This window comes from Actinotignum schaalii (assembly GCF_028864145.1).
Taxonomy (GTDB): Bacteria; Actinomycetota; Actinomycetes; order Actinomycetales; family Actinomycetaceae; genus Actinotignum; species Actinotignum schaalii_B.
Window position 1 is genome coordinate 1 of record NZ_JARBHJ010000040.1, and the last position, 18880, is coordinate 18880.

The 18880-nt window shown below is 60.5% G+C and carries 15 protein-coding genes; 9 read left to right on the top strand and 6 right to left on the bottom strand.

Annotated elements, in window-relative coordinates; translation table 11 throughout:
• The first annotated feature begins 177 nt into the window (after positions 1-177).
• The 3 genes from ald to PWJ82_RS08305 are packed head-to-tail and all read left to right on the top strand — an operon-like array spanning position 178 to position 3945.
• Positions 178-1317, top strand: coding sequence for an alanine dehydrogenase (gene ald, locus PWJ82_RS08295; RefSeq protein WP_274736185.1), 1140 nt, complete (start codon positions 178-180; stop codon positions 1315-1317).
• A 4-nt stretch (positions 1318-1321) separates the two neighbouring features.
• The gene (locus tag PWJ82_RS08300) at positions 1322-3517 is read left to right on the top strand and encodes an NAD(+) synthase (RefSeq protein WP_274736187.1); all 2196 of its coding nucleotides are present in this window, start codon (positions 1322-1324) and stop codon (positions 3515-3517) included.
• Positions 3514-3945 (top strand): GNAT family N-acetyltransferase, encoded by a 432-nt coding sequence (locus tag PWJ82_RS08305; protein WP_274736189.1) that lies wholly within the window; start codon positions 3514-3516, stop codon positions 3943-3945. The genes PWJ82_RS08300 and PWJ82_RS08305 overlap by 4 nt, the downstream gene beginning before the upstream one ends.
• Positions 3946-4034: 89 nt before the next feature.
• Here PWJ82_RS08305 and PWJ82_RS08310 read toward each other — a convergent pair whose 3' ends face one another.
• The 4 genes from PWJ82_RS08310 to PWJ82_RS08325 form a co-directional block, all read right to left on the bottom strand.
• Positions 4035-5150, bottom strand: a complete 1116-nt coding sequence (locus PWJ82_RS08310) for a GuaB3 family IMP dehydrogenase-related protein (protein ID WP_274736191.1) — start codon at positions 5148-5150, stop codon at positions 4035-4037.
• A gap of 60 nt (positions 5151-5210) precedes the next feature.
• Positions 5211-6464: a lipid II:glycine glycyltransferase FemX gene (locus PWJ82_RS08315; RefSeq protein ID WP_274736192.1), complete on the bottom strand. Its 1254-nt coding sequence runs from the start codon at positions 6462-6464 to the stop codon at positions 5211-5213.
• Between the two features lie 124 nt (positions 6465-6588).
• The gene (locus tag PWJ82_RS08320) at positions 6589-7242 is read right to left on the bottom strand and encodes a response regulator (protein WP_274736193.1); all 654 of its coding nucleotides are present in this window, start codon (positions 7240-7242) and stop codon (positions 6589-6591) included.
• A gap of 30 nt (positions 7243-7272) precedes the next feature.
• Positions 7273-8157 carry a sensor histidine kinase gene (locus PWJ82_RS08325; protein ID WP_274736195.1) on the bottom strand — a complete coding sequence of 295 codons (885 nt, stop codon included), beginning with the start codon at positions 8155-8157 and terminating at the stop codon, positions 7273-7275.
• 141 nt (positions 8158-8298) lie between these two features.
• On the opposite strand from PWJ82_RS08325, the gene PWJ82_RS08330 reads away from it, so the two are divergent.
• The 4 genes from PWJ82_RS08330 to PWJ82_RS08345 all read left to right on the top strand — a co-directional run bounded on the left by PWJ82_RS08330 (position 8299) and on the right by PWJ82_RS08345 (position 11385).
• Positions 8299-9048, top strand: a complete 750-nt coding sequence (locus PWJ82_RS08330; protein ID WP_274736197.1) for an ABC transporter ATP-binding protein — start codon at positions 8299-8301, stop codon at positions 9046-9048.
• A 70-nt stretch (positions 9049-9118) separates the two neighbouring features.
• On the top strand, positions 9119-9805 hold the full coding sequence (locus PWJ82_RS08335) for a hypothetical protein (protein ID WP_274736198.1): 687 nt from the start codon (positions 9119-9121) through the stop codon (positions 9803-9805).
• Positions 9802-10608, top strand: a complete 807-nt coding sequence (locus PWJ82_RS08340; protein ID WP_274736199.1) for a hypothetical protein — start codon at positions 9802-9804, stop codon at positions 10606-10608. Before PWJ82_RS08335 ends, PWJ82_RS08340 begins: the two co-directional genes overlap by 4 nt.
• 90 nt (positions 10609-10698) lie before the next feature.
• Positions 10699-11385, top strand: coding sequence for an exonuclease domain-containing protein (locus PWJ82_RS08345; protein WP_274736200.1), 687 nt, complete (start codon positions 10699-10701; stop codon positions 11383-11385).
• A 217-nt stretch (positions 11386-11602) separates the two neighbouring features.
• Here the strand turns inward: PWJ82_RS08345 and guaB are convergent, their stop codons facing one another.
• Positions 11603-13111 (bottom strand): IMP dehydrogenase, encoded by a 1509-nt coding sequence (gene guaB, locus PWJ82_RS08350; protein ID WP_016443053.1) that lies wholly within the window; start codon positions 13109-13111, stop codon positions 11603-11605.
• A 144-nt stretch (positions 13112-13255) separates the two neighbouring features.
• Entirely contained in the window at positions 13256-15262 is a 2007-nt protein-coding gene (gene glmS / locus PWJ82_RS08355) for a glutamine--fructose-6-phosphate transaminase (isomerizing) (protein ID WP_274736203.1), read from the bottom strand.
• A gap of 353 nt (positions 15263-15615) precedes the next feature.
• On the opposite strand from glmS, the gene PWJ82_RS08360 reads away from it, so the two are divergent.
• Together PWJ82_RS08360 and PWJ82_RS08365 are read left to right on the top strand one after the other, a co-directional pair.
• Positions 15616-18402, top strand: a complete 2787-nt coding sequence (locus PWJ82_RS08360) for a LamG-like jellyroll fold domain-containing protein (protein ID WP_274736204.1) — start codon at positions 15616-15618, stop codon at positions 18400-18402.
• Positions 18403-18526: 124 nt separating this feature from the next.
• Positions 18527-18880: IS1/IS1595 family N-terminal zinc-binding domain-containing protein (locus tag PWJ82_RS08365; protein WP_425536594.1), on the top strand; the 354-nt coding region annotated here is incomplete at its 3' end.

The following is an 18880-nucleotide window of genomic DNA, read 5'->3' on the forward strand; positions in this document are numbered from 1 at the left end:
GCGCTGACGACACGCGCGGCGCTGGTTCAAAGAACACACGGTAATGCGAGGGCCGGGGGGGGTGTTTTCGGGGGGCGGGGGGCGGGGGGGGGGGGGGGGCGCGCCCCGCGCCGCCCCCGCAGCACCGTCGTCGTTCCTACCTAGGAGCAGCGCGCACGAGCACCGTAGACTAAGCACATGATTATTGGCGTTCCCACAGAACTGAAGAATAACGAATACCGGGTCGCGCTCACCCCGGCCGGTGCGCGCGAACTGGCCGCGGCCGGGCACACAGTGCTGGTCCAGGCCGGGGCCGGGGCGGCCTCCGGATGCGCCGACGCCGCCTACGTTGCCTCCGGGGCACGTATCTGCACAGACGCGGCCGAAGTGTGGGGCGCCGATGCGGTTCTCAAAGTCAAGGAACCCGAGGTGGAAGAATACCGGTATCTGCGCGAGGACCTGGTGCTTTTCACCTATTTGCACCTGGCTTCCCAGCCGAAGCTCGCCCGTGCGCTCCTGGATGCCGGCACCACCGCCATCGCTTATGAGACTGTGCGCGAACGCACCGCGCTGCCGCTGCTCGCGCCCATGAGCCGGGTGGCCGGCAAACTCGCCCCCATCGTGGGTTCGCATTATCTTCTCGACGCGCAGGGCGGGGCCGGGATTCTTATCGGTGGGGTGGCCGGCACCCGCAAGGGTAAAGTGACCGTGATCGGCGCGGGCATCGCCGGGGAATCCGCCGCGGTTATGGCCGCCGGGATGGGCGCGAACGTGACGATTCTGGATATTAATATTGAGCGGCTCGCCCAATTGGAGATGCGTCACGCCGGGATGCTCACCACCCTCGCCTCCACCGCGCAGACCATCGAGGAGCAGGTGGCGGATGCCGATCTGGTGATCGGCACGGTGCTGGTGCCGGGCTCCTCCACTCCCAAGCTGGTATCCTCCGCGATGGTGGAAGGCATGCGCCCGGGCAGCGTGCTTGTTGATATTGCCATTGACCAGGGCGGATGCTTCGAGAATTCGCATCCCACCACCCACGCTGAGCCCACTTTCACGGTGGACGGCAAGATTTTCTACTGCGTGGCGAATATGCCCGGTGCGGTTCCGCGCACCTCCACAGAAGCTTTGACGACGGCGACACTCCCCTACGTGGTGCGCCTGGCGGCCGAGGGGTGGCGCGCGGCCGCCAGCGCGGATCCCGGTTTCGCTAGCGGCGTGAATATTAGCGGTGGGAAAATCACCCACCGCGGGGTTTTTGATTCGTTGAGCGGGGCGCTGGGGCTGCCCGAATCTGAGTTTGACGATTCCTGCGTGTCGAAGGCAATGGCAGACTAGACCCATGAGCGATTTCTCCTCGATCTACAGTCACGGTTACGTGCGCGTGGCCACCTGCTCCCCGGAAGTGGTGGTGGCCGATCCGCAGCGCAATGCCCAGGCCATTATTGCGGCCGCCCGGGTGGTGAGCGCACAGGGTGCGGTGCTGGCCGTGTTCCCGGAGCTGAGCCTCACCGGGTATTCCGCGGAAGATCTGTTCCTCCAGGATGCGCTGCTGCGCGCCACCCTGGAGGCCCTGGAAACCGTGCGGGCAGCCAGCGCGGAATTCGATGCGGCACTCATTGTGGGGGCGCCGCTGCACTGGCGCAACCGCCTCTATAATTGCGCGGTTGTGCTCCACCACGGGAATGTGCTGGGCGTGGTGCCCAAGTCCTATATCCCCAATTACCGGGAATTTTACGAGAAGCGGCATTTCGCTTCCGGGGCGGGGCTGCGCAATGCGGATATTGAACTGCCCGGGGTGTGCACGGATGCGCCCTGGAGCACCGGGCTTTCCGATGAGCAACGGGCCGAATTCGCACACACCGAGGAAGCCTGGGCCTATACGCTGGGGCGGGATACCGTTCCCTTTGGCCCGGATCTGATTTTCTCCGCCAGTGATATTCCCGGTTTTGATTTCCACGTGGAGATCTGTGAGGACATGTGGGTTCCTATCCCGCCCTCGGCGCGCGCGGCCCTAGCTGGGGCGCAGGTGCTCGTCAATCTTTCCGGTTCCCCGGTCACGGTGGGGCGTGAAGATGACCGCGATCTGCTGATCCGCGGGGCTTCGGCACGCTGCGCGGCGGCCTATATCTACGCGGCGAATGGCGAATGGGAATCCTCCACGGATCTGGCCTGGGACGGCCAAACCGTGATCTACGAATGCGGGGAGAAAATCGCGGCCGGGCAGCGTTTTTCGGCCGGCCACAGCGCCACCCTGGGTGATATTGATCTGGATCGTATCCGCCAGGAACGCCAGCGCAACGGCTCCTTTAATGACAATGCGCTCGCCCAGGGCACCGAACGCGATGCGTACTCCAACCCGGGCACGGATTCTTTCCGCACCATTCATTTCACTGCCGGCATCCCGGATATGAGCGCGCTGAGCCCTGCGGATCAGCGCCTGCACCGCGAAGTGGTGCGTTTCCCCTTTATGGGCGGCAGCGAACACAATCCGGACCGCGATTGCTTCGAAGCTTTTTCCATCCAGGTCTACGCGCTTATCACGCGGCTGCGGGCCACCGGCTCCGCGAAGCTGATTATTGGGGTGTCCGGCGGGCTCGATTCCACCCACGCGCTGCTGGTGGCCTGCCGGGCCATGGATCTGCTGGAGCGCCCGCGCACGGATATCCTTGCCTATACCCTGCCCGGTTTCGCCACCTCCCAGCACACCAAGAACAATGCCTATGCGCTATGCGAAGCCCTCGGGGTGCCGCTGGAGGAGATTGATATTCGCCCGGCGGCTCGGCAAATGTTGGCCGATATGGGCCATCCCTTCGCGGGTGGCGAGCCGGTCTACGATCTCACCTTCGAGAATGTACAGGCCGGGCTGCGCACGGATTACCTGTTCCGCCTGGCCGGTTTCCACGGCGGTATCGTGCTGGGCACCGGGGATCTATCCGAGCTGGCCCTCGGGTGGTGCACCTTCGGGGTCGGTGATCATATGAGTCACTACAACGTGAACGCGGGGATGCCGAAAACCTTTATGCAGCATGTGCTGCGGTGGATGGCCCGCCAGGACTTCCTGGCCGGCGCGGGTGCGCAAGCCCTCACGGATATTCTCGATACGGAGATTTCCCCGGAGCTGGTTCCCGCGGATGCCGGTGGGGCGCTGCAATCCACCCAGGAGAAAATCGGCCCTTACGAACTCCAGGACTTCACCCTCTACTTCGCGCTGCGCTACGGTTTCCTGCCCTCGAAAATTGCTTTCCTAGCCCGGGAAGCCTGGGGTGATTCCTCTCGCGGCTTCTGGCCGGAAGGTATCGAGGGGAATGCCCGCCACGCCTATACCCTGGCGGAGATTAAGAAGTGGATGGAGCTTTTCTACCGCCGTTTCTTCTCCCAGCAATTCAAACGTTCCACTCTCCCCAACGGCCCGAAGATCCTTTCGGGTGGCTCGCTTTCCCCGCGCGGGGATTGGCGCATGCCATCCGATGCCACCAGCCGGGTGTGGCTGGCCGATCTGGAGAATATCCCCAGCACCCCCACGGAGGACGCATGATTTCCCTGCAAGAGAATGTGACCGAGGATTTCCTGGCTGCCTGCCAGCGCCTCATCCCGCAGCTCTCCTCAAGCAGCGCACCGCTCTCGCGCGCTGCCGCCGCGGAGTTGCTTGCCCAACCTGGGGTCTACCAATTGGTGTACCGGGTAGCGGAAAGCGCCCCGATCCTCGGGATGCTCACCCTCGTCACCTTCCAGATTCCCACCGGAACGCGGGCCTGGATTGAGGACGTAGTGGTCGACGACGCCGCCCGCGGCCACGGCGCCGGCCAGCAACTTGTGGAAGCCGCCCTGGCGCACGCTGCCCAACTCGGGGTGAAATCGGTGGATTTGACCTCGCGGCCCAGCCGGGAGGCTGCCAACCGGCTTTACCGGCGCTGTGGTTTCGAAGCGCGGGATACCAACGTCTACCGGTATCACGCGCAGTAAAAGCGATACACCGTAATGCGTGGGCCGCGTGGCTACCGCGATGCCGGCCTCACTGCGGGAAGCGCGCATAGCTGCCGTAATGCGCGCGCCTAGCGGCGGGTGACCACCAGCTGGGCGCGCTGGAACTCCTTGCAATCGGAGTAACCATTGGCGGCCATAGCGTGGCGCAGCGCCCCCATAATATTGGTGTGCCCCCGGGCGCTCGAGGTGGGCCCCACCAGGATTTCTTCCAGCGTCCCGGCGGTTCCCACATATACGCGTTCCCCGCGGGGAAGGCGCGGGTGGCGGGCTTCCGGCCCCCAGTGCCAGCCGCGCCCGGGTGCTTCACTGGCCCGTGCCAGAATAGTTCCGAGCATCACGCCATCTGCCCCGCAGGCCAGGGCTTTAATGAGGTCCCCGGAGCTGCCGACCGAGCCGTCCGCAATCACATGAACGTAGCGCCCGCCCGATTCATCGAGGTAGTCGCGGCGGGCGGCCGCGATATCGGCTATCGTCGTCGCCATGGGGGCAGCGATCCCCACGGTACGTAACGTCGCAGAAGCGGCCCCTCCCCCGTAACCGGCCAGCACCCCGGCCGCGCCGGTGCGCATGAGATGCAGCGCGCTCTGGTAGGTGACCGCGCCGCCCACCAGCACCGGAATATCAAGATCGTAAATAAGGCCGCGCAGATTCAGCGGTTCACGAGTGGTGGACACATGCTCGGCACTCACCGTGGTCCCGCGAATCACCAGGAGATCCAGGCCGGCATCGGCAGCCGGCGGCACAATTTCTTTCGCGTGGCCCGGTGAACAGGCCCCTGCTACCGTGATTCCGGCAGCGCGCAGCTGCGCCACCCGGTAGCGCACCAGCCCGGTATCGATGGGGCGTTCCGCGTAGATCTGCTGGAGGCGCGCGGTGGCAGATTCGGCAGGCAGCGCGGCGATTTCTTCATACAGCGGGGTGGGATCCTCGTAACGGGTCCACAGGCCCTCAAGGTCTGCCACGCCCAGGCCCCCGGCCTGCCCCAGGCGGATCATCATATCCGGGGAGGCCACCGAATCCATAGGGGCACTGAGCACCGGAATATCGAGGTGGTAAGCGTCTAACTGCCAGGCGGTGGAGACTTCACGAACGTCCCGGGTGCGCCGGGTGGGCACGATAGCGACGTCGTCCAGGGTATAGGTCATCCGCGCGCGTTTGCCGCGCCCAATCTCGATTTCGCTCACGGCCTCCACTTTACCGGCAAAGCGAGGCGAGGGAGCGGGCCGCGGCACGCATCCGCGCGGCTAGCGCGTTTCTGCACCCAGCACGCGGGCAAGGAAGCGGGGCGCGAACGTCTTTTCGTAGGTGCCCACGAATTCCTCGACTTGCCCGTTGAGCCAGCGTTTGAAGGCGAGGATATTGGCATCATCCGCGTCCTCAGAAAAGTCCCCGGAAATCCCGAACGTATTGTAGATATCCAGGCCCTCGTCGCAAGCGTATTTGAACATGGCACGCTCGACCGGATAATCCCGCGCGTAGGCGGACAGCGTTTTATCCATCCCGCCCAGCAGCAAAATCAGTTCGGAACCGACCCGGAATCCGAGTGCGGCATTGAAGGGAATCTCCGCGTCGCCGCGCTCGGCCAGGGTTTCGCGCGCCATCTCTTCCTGACCGTCAAGCACCTCCAGGCGCTGGGCAGCCTGCTCAAGCTCACGATCACGCGCCTTCGTTTCTTTACGTCCGCGCAGCACCTCAATCCGCTCGTGTACCTCAGTGCGTTCGGCGGCGATCTGGTCGAGGTAGCGGCGCGGAGATACATAGGCCACCGCGAGCAGCGCGCGTTCTGGCCCCATATCCGCCATCAGATCGCGGTAAAAACGTACCGCGGAGGCCGAGAGCTCCGGCATGCCGTCGGTACGGTCGCGAGTGCTCGCGTAGAGCTGGGCGAAAACGTCGAAATCTTCCGGCCCGAGGAAACGGGTTTCCACCCCGTAGCGGTTTTCATTATTGAAACGACGCCGCAGCCCCTTGGCGAGGGTGGCTTTGGCTTCCTCGAAGTTCATCCCGGAGATCGTCTTGGTGTAAATCCAGCGCAGCTGAATATCGGAGCGTTCCCCGAATTCATAAGGAAGGTGGCGCCAGCCATCGCGTTCCAGGGCGTGGGAGACCGCGTCGGCAACCGGGTTATCTTCCAGGGGCGTAATATCCGTGTACCAGCGGCGCGCCAAAATCGGGTTAATCCGGGCGGTAAGCAGGCGCGGCTGGGAAGCGAAATGCCGGTTGAGCCCGCTGAAGAAAGCGGCAACTACCTCGCGCTGACTCCAGTCCAGAGTGGGACCGTAGGCGAGGGAAGCCCGGGTGAAAAGCTTTTTCCAGGGCTGGTACATAATGAGACCGGCCCCGCAAACCGTACCGGTGTTATCACGCACGCCTACATATTCCACCCGGTAGCCTTCGGCCTGGCGCACCCGCCCGTAGCTGACCGTTTGGGAGAGGAAACACCGTTGCGCACTCATATAGTCGTTGTACTCATTCTCGGATAGCACCGCGAATTGCATAGCGTTCCTTTCCTACCGGGCAGCTCAGAGCTGATTCGCAACTCCCTATTAGAGTAACTTAAGCTGAAACAGCCCTGGAAATGCGGGACGGAAAGCTTCCTTAGCTCGATGCGAATAATCCGGCTCAGCTAGGTGTCACCAATCCTGCTCGGAAGGCCAGGACGATGGCTGCCGAGCGGTCGCGAGCGCCCGTCTTGCGCAGGATCGCGTTGATGTGGCTTTTGAGGGTACCTTCTGAAATATATAGTTGCCCCCGAATTTCTGGGTTAGTTAAACCGCTACCGATGAGGGTCAAGACTTCAAGTTCCCGTGCGGTCAAATTCTGTAATTCAGGTACCGCACCAGGCGACCGGCCCCTTTCGTGGAGGTAACCCTGTACTACATGATCCAGAACCTGGCGGTCAAGCACCCTGTTTCCCACCGATACCTGGCGGATCGTCGAGATAATCGTCTCGGATTCGCTATCTTTGAGAAGGTACCCGTCAGCGCCCAGGCTCAAGGCCTTTCGCAGATACAGGTCATCCTGATACATGGTCAGCATGACAACACGCCCAGGGAAGGCATTCCGTTTCAGCTCCTTGAGTACGTCCAACCCGTCCAGCAGAGGCATGCGAATATCCAACAGCAGAACGTCAATATCTGTCTCATGCACCATACGGCAGGCTTCCACGCCGTCTCCGGCGCTGCCCACCACGCGAAAGTCCTCCTGTTGTTCTAGGAGAACCGCGAGGCTTTCCCGAAGTAGTCCCTGATCATCTGCAATCGCAATCCGAATCATAATGTGCTACCTCCTTATACATCCCGGGTATTACCGTTCTCGCTCGGGGTAAATGCATAGTTTCCACCCGGCGCCCACTGGCCCGGCGCCCACGACATAGCCACATTCAGCGGCGCGTTGCCGTAGGTGATCCAAGCCGATCCCGGAGCCGATGATGGGCTGCCAATCCGGTGCCGGCCCCTGATCTACTAGTTCGAGGCTCACGCCTGTGCCTTTTTCTTCAATCTGGAAGGTGACGATGGTGGGTCCGGCATGGCGGGCGGTATTCGCGAGTCCTTCCCGGCAGGTGGCGATGAAGAGCCTGCGCAGTTGCGGATTTAGCCCTTGGATAGTTGCGAGCACTTCGGAAGTGCCCCTGAGCTCCATGCCGTGCCGGTGTGCTGCTGCAAAAATCTGTTCCAGATCCGGCATCCCGGGAGGGCTAGTATCACGGCCCTGCAAGCGGTCAAGAACGGCACGCATCTGAGCGATGGTTTGTTTATTAGAGTCCCGGATATCGCTCAGCGCTGCACGGGCTGCCGGATCAGTCACTTCTTCGAGAGCCCGGGTAAGTCGCAAGTGCTGTAATCCCAAGCCGTCGGAAACTATATCGTGCAGCTCCGCGGCAAGGGCTAGGCGATCTTCCGATAGGATTTTTTCAGTTTCCGCCTGTGCTTGCAACTCACTATTGCGTCTTCTTTGCACAAGCCACTGCCAATACCGCCACCCCAGCAGCGCCCCGCAGAGCGCAAATATCGCTAGGCGCCACCAGATTTCGTATTTTTCCGGGACTGCCACAAAGACCATAAATCCCAGAACAAGTAGTGGTAGCACCGCCCTGCCCAGCACTCCCCAGCGGTTTTCCTTCTTCTGCGCCGTGTGAGCGGCGGTCACGCGAATGGATGCGGGACGCGATGGAGAGGTGGTAGCACACATAGCGCATATGCTACCCGGCCAGCATTCCCACCCCATCGGCCCACGGGCTGATTTTTCCCTCGGAACCCGGGGTGAGCTAGGGCCACGAGTATCGAACACCAGGTTGATGCGTCCCGTGAGGTGAGCCGCCAGCATAGAAGCATGACAACACTTCCCATAGAAACCACGGACTTATCCAAAATATATCGTGGCCAAAACGCGCTCCACGAACTCAACCTCAGTTTCACTCCCGGCCAGATCGTGGGTTTAGCTGGCCATAACGGTTGCGGAAAATCCACACTCATACGCCTCTTAGTTGGCCTGGAACCACCCACGCATGGACAAGCTCTCATCTTTGGGCGTCCCTACCGGCAACTGGACTACCCGCTTCGCTACGTGGGAACGCTTCTGGGCGGTTCGGGGGCAACACGCTCGCGTACTGTGCGCCAGCATCTGGCATGGATCGCTGCCACCCACCACTTCTCGAGTCAGCGCATTGACGAAGTGCTGTATACGGTTGGTTTGGATCACGTGGCCACTCGAAAAGCCGGAAAACTCTCTCTGGGCATGAATCAACGTCTCGGTTTAGCGGCCGCGCTCCTCGGCGACCCTCCCGTCCTGCTGTTAGATGAACCGTCCAATGGTCTTGATCCGCAAGGAATTGAGTTACTGCTACAGCTGATTGCGATGTGGCGGCGCGATGGGAAAACGGTTGTGCTTTCCAGTCATCTATTGGATTTCCTTGCCGATACCTGTGATCGTCTAGTGGTTCTGGAACAAGGCAGAGTGGTGTACGACGGCGCCGCCACGTTGGCTCACGGCAACCTGTCATCCGGCCGTTGGGCTTCCCACCCGACTACAACCGATAAGGCTAGCGGAGCTACGAACCGCGAAGGAGACACAGATGCTTAGGTCATTTCCGCGATTAGTACGCGCGCAATGGATTCTCTGGTGGACCTCACAATCTGTGCGAATCGCATTTGTGGCATGTTTCTTGCCGGCGGCATTGTTCTTATTCGTACAGTACAGCGACGGTAAGCTCTGGCACGCTGATTATTCTTTATTCTTGCAGGCGCTCCTTATGCTTTCCCTCGCCCCAATTATTTCCGGGGTAGGATCCATCTCTGAAAACTTGGTTCCCCTGGAGCCCCACCACGCTTCTACCCGAACTCTCACCGCGGTGGCGGTGCCACGTCGTTCCACTTGGGCAGCTGCTCATCTATTAGTAGGTTTCTTCTTTGTCGTGATATACCTCAGCCTCGCGCTGCTTGCCGGCTTCGGCGTGGGTGCTTTCCAGTGGAGCCACTTCAATGTACAAGCGTTATGTGGCCTCCTCATCTACTGGACTGTGCTGTGCTGGTTAGCTTCTTTCCTCACCTCGGTATTCCAATCCGGGACGATCCCTCTCCTTTTTCTCCTGCTCAATCAGTCAGTTGTTCCGCTGTCGTTCCTTTTATCTCGGGTCACGCCCCTCGCACGTTGGAGTCCGGACCTGGCCGCTTACGGCCTGATTTTGCAGGGTGATATGCTCACCAATTCGGCTATGTCACCAGAACTTGCTGCGGATGTGGCCGCGCATTGGGGCACAAATATTTTCGTCCTGCTCGCGTGGATGATTGTCATTGCACTCGGGTTTTCCTGGTCCGAACACCGTAAGGTCTCGTCATGATGAGTTCTTTGCGTGCCCGCGATAGGGCGATTTGGCACCTGCGCGGTGCGCTCATTCAGGTGGCTTCTCAGGTACGGATCGGTGTCGTTCTCGGGCTGTGTGTAGTTGCCGGGAACATGATGACCGCCCTGCAACTATTCCCCCGAGCCGGCGAACTTCACGCCGATAGTGCAGCTTTATCTACCGCCATCGCGGTCAGCATTGTTTTTGCGCAGCCCATTGCAGCTGTCCTAACATGCGTGTTACTAAATTTCGATGACCAACCGCGTTACCGTGATATCACTACCTTGGTTCTCCCCGTCACGCCGCTGACCCTGCTAGCCCGAGCCATATGTAGTGGCGTAGCGGTGTGTTTGTGGGGATTGGGTCAGGCCACTGGCGCCGCGGTGATGTACAGATTTCTGGCACCGCGCGGTATAGATGCCTCAAATCTGAGCGCCGCAGAGTATCGCGAACTGTTGTTAGCCTCGCTACCTTCGGTAGGCGCGGTACTCGGGTATCTTGCCACCCTGTGCATATTCTGCGTGGGTATCTGTCTTATTTTTCGATCTCGATATTCCAGCGTGGCCGTTCTGCTCACGATTGTGGCGGTTATCGCTCCTCTTGTCCAGACCCTTCTTCCCGAGGTAGGAAAGTACCTTCCCGGAATTGCCGGTATCAGTATCCTCAAGGGTGATGATTCCGGAAATATGCTTCCACCCGGAACTGGACTTGTCCTGTTGCTCCTCTACGGGTTGCTGCTCATCGGTGTCGCCGTGTTGAAACACTGGATATCGTTACGCGGCGGACGTAGCCGCAGATAGGAACCGGTACGTTTTCGTGTCGTAGGGGCGGATTAGACTACGAAGCACCAGGACAGAAGCGCGGCGCGGGCCGCGGAAAGGATAGGAACCGTGTGGACCACGCTGCCGCTTATCGGCTTTGATACAGAAACAACCGGGGTGGATCCCCGGCGTGATCGCCTCGTCACCTGCTCGCTCGTGCGGGTGGATAGTGAGGGAACCTCGCGGCGGTATTGGTTGGCGGATCCCGGGGTGGATATTCCGGAAGCCGCCAGCCAGGTGCATGGCATTACTACGGAGCAAGCCCGCGCGGAGGGCCGCCCCATCGCGGAAGTGCTCGGTGAAATCGCGGATATTTTGGGTGCGCAACTAGCAGCCGGCCAGCCGGTGGTGGCTTTTAATGCCTCCTATGATTTCACGCTGCTCGAAAGTGAACTGGCCCGCCACGGGCTCCCCACCCTCAGCCAGCGCTTGGGCGGGGAGATTTTCCCGGTTATTGATCCTTATCTGCTTGATCGCGGGGTAGATCGCTACCGGAAGGGTAAGCGGCGCCTAGAAAACCTCGTTATGCACTACGGGGTGTTCCAGGATGATTCTTTCCATAACGCGGAAGCGGATGTAGTGGCAACACTGCGGGTACTCGGTGCCATGCTGGAACGGTTCCCCCAGCTGCGGGAAAAGGAGCTGCGGGAAATCGTGGATATTCAGATCGCTGCCGAACGCGAATTCCAAGAGTTTTTGCGTAAGGTAGGCCGCTCGGATGGCCCCAAGGAAGGCTGGCCCGTCCCGCGCGCCTAAACCCAGCCACGTGTGTAGTTCGCAGGGTTCTTCCTACCGGACCACGCACAATTCGGCCACGCGCGTCACCCAGCCATGCAAGAAGCCGGGCTGCGGCGTCGTACCTTGCGGCGCATAGTGAAAAGCCGGGAACGCGCTCTTACGTTCCCGGCCCTCGCTACCACCCCAGCCACGCCACTCGCGGCAGCGAGCTAAAGGAGGTTATGAGTAGGAATATTTAGGACTTGAGCCCGGAGTAATTCGGGGCTTCTACGGTCATCTCCACGTCGTGGGGATGCGATTCCTTGAGGCCGGCGCCGGTCATGCGGACCATGCGGCCCTTTTCCTTCAGCTCGGCAATGGTGGAGGCACCCGAGTAGAACATGGTCTGGCCCAGGCCGCCCACCAGTTCGTAGAGCACGGAAGCCAGCGGGCCGCGGAAGGGAATCTGGCCTTCAATACCTTCCGGAATGAGCTTGGCATCGGAGGTCACATCGGCCTGGAAGTAGCGATCCTTGGAGTAGGACTTCTTGCCGCGCGAGCTCATCGCCCCCAGGGAACCCATGCCGCGGAAGTGCTTGTACTGCTTGCCGTTCACGAAAATAACATCCCCGGGGGTCTCCACACAGCCAGCCAGGAGCGAACCGAGCATAACAGTATCCGCGCCGGCCACGATGGCCTTGCCGATGTCACCGGACCAGTGCAGGCCGCCGTCCGCGATCAGCGGGATCCCGGCCGGTTTGCAGGCGCGCGCGGCGTCAACAATCGCGGTCACCTGCGGCACTCCCACACCTGCCACCACGCGGGTGGTGCAGATAGACCCGGGGCCCACCCCGACCTTGACCGCATCCACCCCGGCATCGATCAGTGCCTGGGCACCGGAACGGGTAGCAATATTGCCGCCAATAATCTCCACGCCGTCGAAACCGGAATCGGCACGCAGGCGGCGAATCATATCAAGGGCGAGCTTCGCTTCCCCATTCGCCGAATCGATAACGAGCACGTCTACGCCGGCATCAGCAAGCATCCCGGCCCGCTCCCACGAATCGGTCAGGTAGCCAACGCCCGCACCCACGAGGAGGCGGCCTTGAGAATCCTTGGAAGCGTTAGGGTACTGCTGGGTTTTGACGAAATCCTTGACGGTGATAAGGCCGGTGAGGCGCCCATCCTCATCAATAAGGGGCAGCTTTTCAATCCGGTGGCTCTTGAGGAGCGCCCGGGCATCCGCGCGGGACACGCCCGTGGGTGCGGTCACCAGCGGCATGCGGGTCATCACGTCCTCAACCCGGGTGGTGGCGTACTCATCTTCCGGAACGAAACGCAAATCACGGTTGGTAATAATACCGAGCAGGTGCTTCTGCTCATCCACAACGGGAAGGCCAGACACGCGATACTGCCCGCACAGGGCGTCAAGCTGGGCAATCGTGGCATTCGGGGCAACGGTCACCGGGTCGGTGATCATGCCGGATTCGGAACGTTTGACCTCGCGAACCTGCTGGGCCTGATCTTCCGGGGAAAGATTACGGTGAATAATCCCAATACCGCCCTGGCGTGCCATCGCAACAGCCATATCGCGCTCCGTGACCGTATCCATGGCCGCGGAAGCCATGGGGGTTTTCAGCACAATATTGCGGGTCAGGTGGGAAGAGGTATCGACTTCGGAAGGAATAACATCAGTTGGTTGCGGAACAAGCAACACATCGTCATAGGTTAGAGCAAGAGGAGCAAAATCGTTCACGAAATCCATTTTCCCATGTTATCGCGCCAAGCTGATAACTCCAATGCGGCCGGCGCGCGAAAATCAACACAGCTGGGCCGGCGCTCGGAAACGTGCCGAGGCCGGCCCTTCGCGCCAGGTCAGCCGGGTGAGCGCCGGTCCCTGTCAGGCCCGCTATTCGACCGTCACGGATTTGGCCAGGTTGCGCGGTTTGTCCACGTCGTAGCCACGCACCGCCGCCATCTCCGAAGCGAAGATCTGCAGGGGGATGACGGTAACGAGCGGCATCATAAGGGTGGGCGTACCGCGGGGGGCCCAGAATACCGCGGTGGCGAAATCCCGCACGGCGTCGTCGCCCTCCTCCGCAACCACAATGGTGCGGGCCCCGCGCGAACGGACCTCTTGCAGATTCGAAAGCGTTTTCGCGTGCAGTTCGGGGCGGCGCGGGGTCGGGACGATCACGAAAATCGGCAGGTCTTCGGTGACGAGCGCAATGGGGCCGTGCTTGAGTTCCCCGGCGGCGAAACCTTCGGCGTGTACGTAAGCGATTTCTTTGAGTTTGAGGGCGCCTTCCAAGGCGATGGGGAAACCGACGTGCCGGCCGAGGAAAAGCACCGAGTTTTCGCCCTTGAGTTCGCGGGCCAGGGCGCGGATTTGCGGTTCCTGGGCGAGCATTTTTTCCATGCGCGCCGGCATTTTTTCGAGCTCGTCGAGGTAGCCGGTGATTTCGTCGCGGAATTTATTACCGCGAATCTGGGCCAGATAGAGCCCGAGCAGGTAGGACGCGGTGATCTGGGCCACGAAAGCCTTCGTGGAGGCCACCGCGATTTCGGGACCGGCGTGGGTGTAGAGCACCGCGTCGGATTCGCGCGCGATGGTTGAGCCGTAGGTATTGACGATGGCGAGGACTTTCGAGCCCTGTTCGCGCGCGTGACGCACCGCCATAATCGTGTCCATTGTTTCCCCGGATTGCGAAATGGCGACGACGAGCGTCTTCTCCCCCACCACCGGGTCTCGGTAACGGAATTCAGAGGCGAGTTCCACTTCCACCGGGATGCGGCACCAATGCTCGATGGCGTAACGCGCCACCTGCCCGGCATAAGAAGCGGTGCCCGCGGCAATCACGATGATTTTATCGATGGTGCGCAGTACGGATTCGCTGATGCGCATTTCGTCAAGTTGGAGAGAGTCATTAACCACGCGCCCGCGCAGGGTATCGGCGACGGCGCGCGGCTGCTCGTGGATCTCTTTGTCCATGAAAGTGGCATATCCGCCTTTGACAGCTGCCGAAGCATCCCAATCCACCGTGAATTCCTTACCCGCCCGCGGCGAGCCGTCAAAACCGAGGAGCCGCACCGCATCCGCGCTGATTTCCACCACGGTATCCTGCGGGACTTCCAGGGCGCGCTGGGTTTCGGAGATGAAAGCGGCCACATCGCTACCCAGGTAGTTCTCCCCCTCGCCCAGGCCGATGACCAGCGGCGAGTTCCGCCGCGCCGCCACCACGGTATCGGGGTGATCCCGGTCGATAGCGACGAGGGTGAAAGAACCATCAATAATATTCGCGGTGGCGAGCATACCGCGGAAGAGGGCGGAGCCTGAGCCGGGCTCCGCGGTGGTGGCAGTGCTGGCCGTGACACTGGCCGCGGCGGTTTCTTGTTCAACCGCGGCAAGCTGCTGGGCGAGGATATGCGCCGCAATTTCCGAATCGGTATCGGAGACGGGCCTGATACCTTCACCCGCGAGTGCCTGGGCAAGTTCGCGGTAGTTTTCGATAATGCCGTTGTGGACAATAGCAACCCGGCCGTCGAAAGAAACGTGAGGGTGGGCATTGGTATCCGAGGGCGAGCCGTGGGTGGCCCAACGGGTGTGCCCGATAGCCACCTGCGCGGGCGGCAGCGGGGTGTCCTGAAGGGCTTGGCGCAGGTTATCGAGACGCCCGGCACGCTTGACCGCGCGCAGACCCTCCGGCCCTGCTACCGCTACCCCGGCCGAGTCATAGCCGCGGTACTCCAGGCGGGCTAAACCTTCGAGGACCACCTGCAGCGCACGCTCGGTGGTGCCGGTTGCGACGCCCGTGGCGGCTTCGGTTGCGGCACTGATGCCTGCCGTTTCGGCACCGTTCGTTCTTCCCTGTTCTGCTCGCGAGCGCGGGCCCGCGTACCCAACAATTCCGCACATGGAAGTTAAAGTACTGCGCCGGCGGCTCCGAGAAAAGAGACAACACCCTTAAAACGCGCACATTTGCGCAGGTCAGACAAATTTCGCTCACGACCCCCGGATCCTTTTGGAACGACGGCGCAGCTACGTGCCTTCCCCGCCACCACTCAGCCTAAGCGTATTTCACCTCACAAAAAGTTGTCAGACTTTAGGACTAAAAGGCACTTACTCCCGCCCGGCCACGCTCCTAGTATGTTCAGAACAAGAACCGGTGATCTTGTAGACGAGCACGGCAACCCCTGGCCTGGGTTGTGGCGCAAGCAGTGTCGCGGACGCTTCGTGCTCATAACTGTCACATTCATCGAAAGCGAATAGTGGTGAAACGTTTATACCGATTTATATCTGTTGCCGGTGCGTTACTCCTCACCTTGCCGGGCGGCAATACCCTTATCGCCCACGCATCGCAGGCAGCTACCCCCATTCATAAGTACACCTTCGATACGAATCTCGCGGATTCTGCGGGGCAGCGCAATCCAGATCAGGCACAGGCGCCGCTGGTGGATGGCGTATCGGGCACCGCCCTGCGAGTTGAGAACGGCAAAGGTCTCAGTTTTTCCCAGCCGGTATCTATTTCTGAGAATGATCCGTGGTCGGTGAGCTATTGGGTGCGCTCGGATGCGGAACCCCGTGAGCGCACCTCCGTGCTCATGGATAGCAAGAAGGATTTTTCTTTTGATCTGAAATTAGCTGCGAACCGCCAGGCTGGATTCCATGTGGGTAAGGGCCGCGGCGATGTGCTTACTTTCAAATACGATTTTGCCGGTGGTACCTGGTATCACCTTGCCTGGACGCAGTCGAAAACCGCTGGGATGACGATGTACGTCAATGGCCAGGCGGTTGATAAGAACTCCTGGACGAAGAACCATCGCGTGCTTATTCCCGCGGATGTTATTGGTGGAACTGGTTTCACCGGGGCCATTGACGAACTGGCGGTCTACAACTCCGCGCTGAGCGCGGCCGATGTGAAGGCTCTCTACGATAAGGAGCGCCCGCAGAATCCCGCGCAAGGCAATCCGGACCAGGGAAAGCCGACTCCGGGTCAGCCCGGTCAAGATACCCCCGGCAAAGCAGATCCCGGCAAAAACGGACCTGCCCAACCCCAGCTCCCCCTGCGCAATACGATCCCCGAATACAAGCTCAATGACGCGAATATCAGCACTGTTATGCGCCAGCCGGGCGGGAATCGCCAGTATTTGGGCCAACCCGATCTGGTACAAACGAAAACTGGCCGCTTGATTTCCGCGTTCCCGGCCGGGCACGGCAAGGGCCCGCTGGTCATGATGGTCTCGGATGACCAGGGGCAAACGTGGACGGAAAAGACCGATACCCCGAAGTCGTGGACCGGCTCGCAGGAAACTCCCACCCTGTATTCCCTCATCCGGGAGGACGGCTCGGAGCGCCTCATGCTCATTACCGCTAATCCGGGGTGGGGTGTTGATAATGCCGGCCATCGTTACGGGTGGAATACCTCCTATTCGGATGACAATGGCGAGACGTGGAGCGAATACACCAATTTCCACCCGGTCCGCAAGCACGATGGGAAGGATAATGCCGCGATTGTTGCCATGGCTTCCCTGGTGCAATTGCGCGACGACGCCGGCCAGCCAATCCAAAAATGGATGGGCGTCTATCACGATTACGATTTCGTCAATTACAAGACCTACCTCACCTTTGAAAACGGAGTTGAGAAGTGGTCTGATCCGGTTCCCTACCTGGCCGAACATCGCGATATTGAAAAGTCCCATCAGATGTGTGAGATCGGCATGTTCCGCTCTCCCGATGGCAAGCGGATTATTGGTTTGGCGCGCAGCCAGTCCCACGCGCATCTCCCCACGATGATCGTCTCCAAGGATGAGGGCAAGACGTGGTCGAAGCCAGTGGAGCTTCCCGGTTCCCTTGCCGGCGAGCGGCATAAGCCGGTCTATGATCCCGTCTCCGGCCGGGTGGTGGTTCCCATGCGGGAAATCCGCTACGACCTCAACGGTAACGGCCGCCACGATGGTGCCAGTGATTGGAAGGCCGGGAACTGGGTGGCCTGGGTCGGCACGTTCGATGACTTAATGCAGCAGCGCCCGGGCCAGTATCGCATCCTGCTGGAGCGGGATTGGTCGAATAACCGTTACGGCGGGGATACCGGGTATACGGGCGTCACAACGCTGCCCGATGGCACGTTCATCATGCATTCCTACGGCCACTGGGATAAGGACTTCTCGCATTCCTGGAAGGGCACGGCCGGGCGCGGGTACGATGTACGCACCGATCTTGCGTATATCAAGCAAGCGAAATTTACCTTGGCCGGGCTTGAGCAATCGGCAGGTATTGCGCAACCCGATCCGGGGCCTACTCCTTCAGTAACGACGACGCCCACCGAGAAACCGGCCCCTTCACCAAAGCCCGTACCCACGGCCACGCCCACTCCCCCGGTGCAGCCGGGTAACACTGGCAATACGTTCCATCTATCCAATGATTGGGACTCCACGGCAGCCCAGCCAGGTTTCTCCTACGGGCGAGCCGGTGACGAAATCCTGGCCGGGGACTGGAATGGTGATGGCCAGCAAACCTTGGCTGTCCGGCGCGGCAACCAGATCTATATCAAGAACAGCCTCGCCGGCGGAGTTGCTGATGAAGTGATTTCCTTCGGACGCACCGATGACACCATCGTGGTTGGTGACTGGGATGGAGACGGTAAGGACACCTTCGCGGTTCGGCGCGGCAACCAAGTATTTGTCCTTAACTCGATTCGTTCCGGGGACGCTGACCAGGTATTCAGCTTCGGGCGCGAGGCCGACGTGTTGCTGGCCGGTGATTTCGATGGGGATGGCAAGTCGAGCTTTGCGGTTCAGCGTGGGAATGTGTTCTTCGTGAATAACGCCCTCGCGGGTGGTAAGGCGGAAACATCCTTCTCCTATGGCCGGGCCGGTGACCGCGTCCTGGTAGGTGACTGGAATGGTGATGGCATGGACACCTTCGCCGTGCGCCGCGGCAACCAGGTGTTCCTATCCAACTCGCTCAAGAGCGGCGATGCTGATGTGGCACTGTCGTACGGAAATCCCGGCGATCAGCTGCTCGTGGGCGATTGGGATGGTGATGGCGTAGGGTAAATAGACAGAAATGGTTGCTAATACCCGGACTTTCCCTTGCTATACCAACAGAAAGTCCGGGTTATTGAGCTTTTCGACCTCAATAACCTTGCATGCTTGACAAACACCGGGATATCCCCATGTAGTGAAAACCCTTTCCACACGCGCCCGCCGTTGCCCTGTATGCGATACCCCCATGAAGAAAAACGGCCACCACCCAAACGGCCGTCAGCGTTGGTATTGCAAGGAATGCCGCTACAGTTTCACCGCGACCGATGACCGGCAAAAACACGCCCAAGAATTCGCTGAATTCCTCACCTACATCACCACAACCACACCCCGACGCCTAGGCGCGCCCAACACCCGAACCTGGGACCGCAAGCATGCCTGGTGCTGGCAAACCCGCCCTATCTGGACACCTACCGGGCAGGTCTACGACCAGGTCTTCATCGACGGGACCTATATCGCCTACAACTGGTGCGTATTGATCGCTTACACG

Bases quoted from the DNA above. Each gene is read 5' to 3' on its own strand.
- PWJ82_RS08320 (WP_274736193.1), bottom strand. From the start codon at position 7,242: ATGATTCGGATTGCGATTGCAGATGATCAGGGACTACTTCGGGAAAGC.
- ald (WP_274736185.1), top strand. From the start codon at position 178: ATGATTATTGGCGTTCCCACAGAACTGAAGAATAACGAATACCGGGTC.
- PWJ82_RS08305 (WP_274736189.1), top strand. From the start codon at position 3,514: ATGATTTCCCTGCAAGAGAATGTGACCGAGGATTTCCTGGCTGCCTGC.
- PWJ82_RS08330 (WP_274736197.1), top strand. From the start codon at position 8,299: ATGACAACACTTCCCATAGAAACCACGGACTTATCCAAAATATATCGT.
- glmS (WP_274736203.1), bottom strand. From the start codon at position 15,262: ATGTGCGGAATTGTTGGGTACGCGGGCCCGCGCTCGCGAGCAGAACAG.
- PWJ82_RS08300 (WP_274736187.1), top strand. From the start codon at position 1,322: ATGAGCGATTTCTCCTCGATCTACAGTCACGGTTACGTGCGCGTGGCC.
- PWJ82_RS08340 (WP_274736199.1), top strand. From the start codon at position 9,802: ATGATGAGTTCTTTGCGTGCCCGCGATAGGGCGATTTGGCACCTGCGC.
- guaB (WP_016443053.1), bottom strand. From the start codon at position 13,111: ATGGATTTCGTGAACGATTTTGCTCCTCTTGCTCTAACCTATGACGAT.
- PWJ82_RS08315 (WP_274736192.1), bottom strand. From the start codon at position 6,464: ATGCAATTCGCGGTGCTATCCGAGAATGAGTACAACGACTATATGAGT.
- PWJ82_RS08325 (WP_274736195.1), bottom strand. From the start codon at position 8,157: ATGTGTGCTACCACCTCTCCATCGCGTCCCGCATCCATTCGCGTGACC.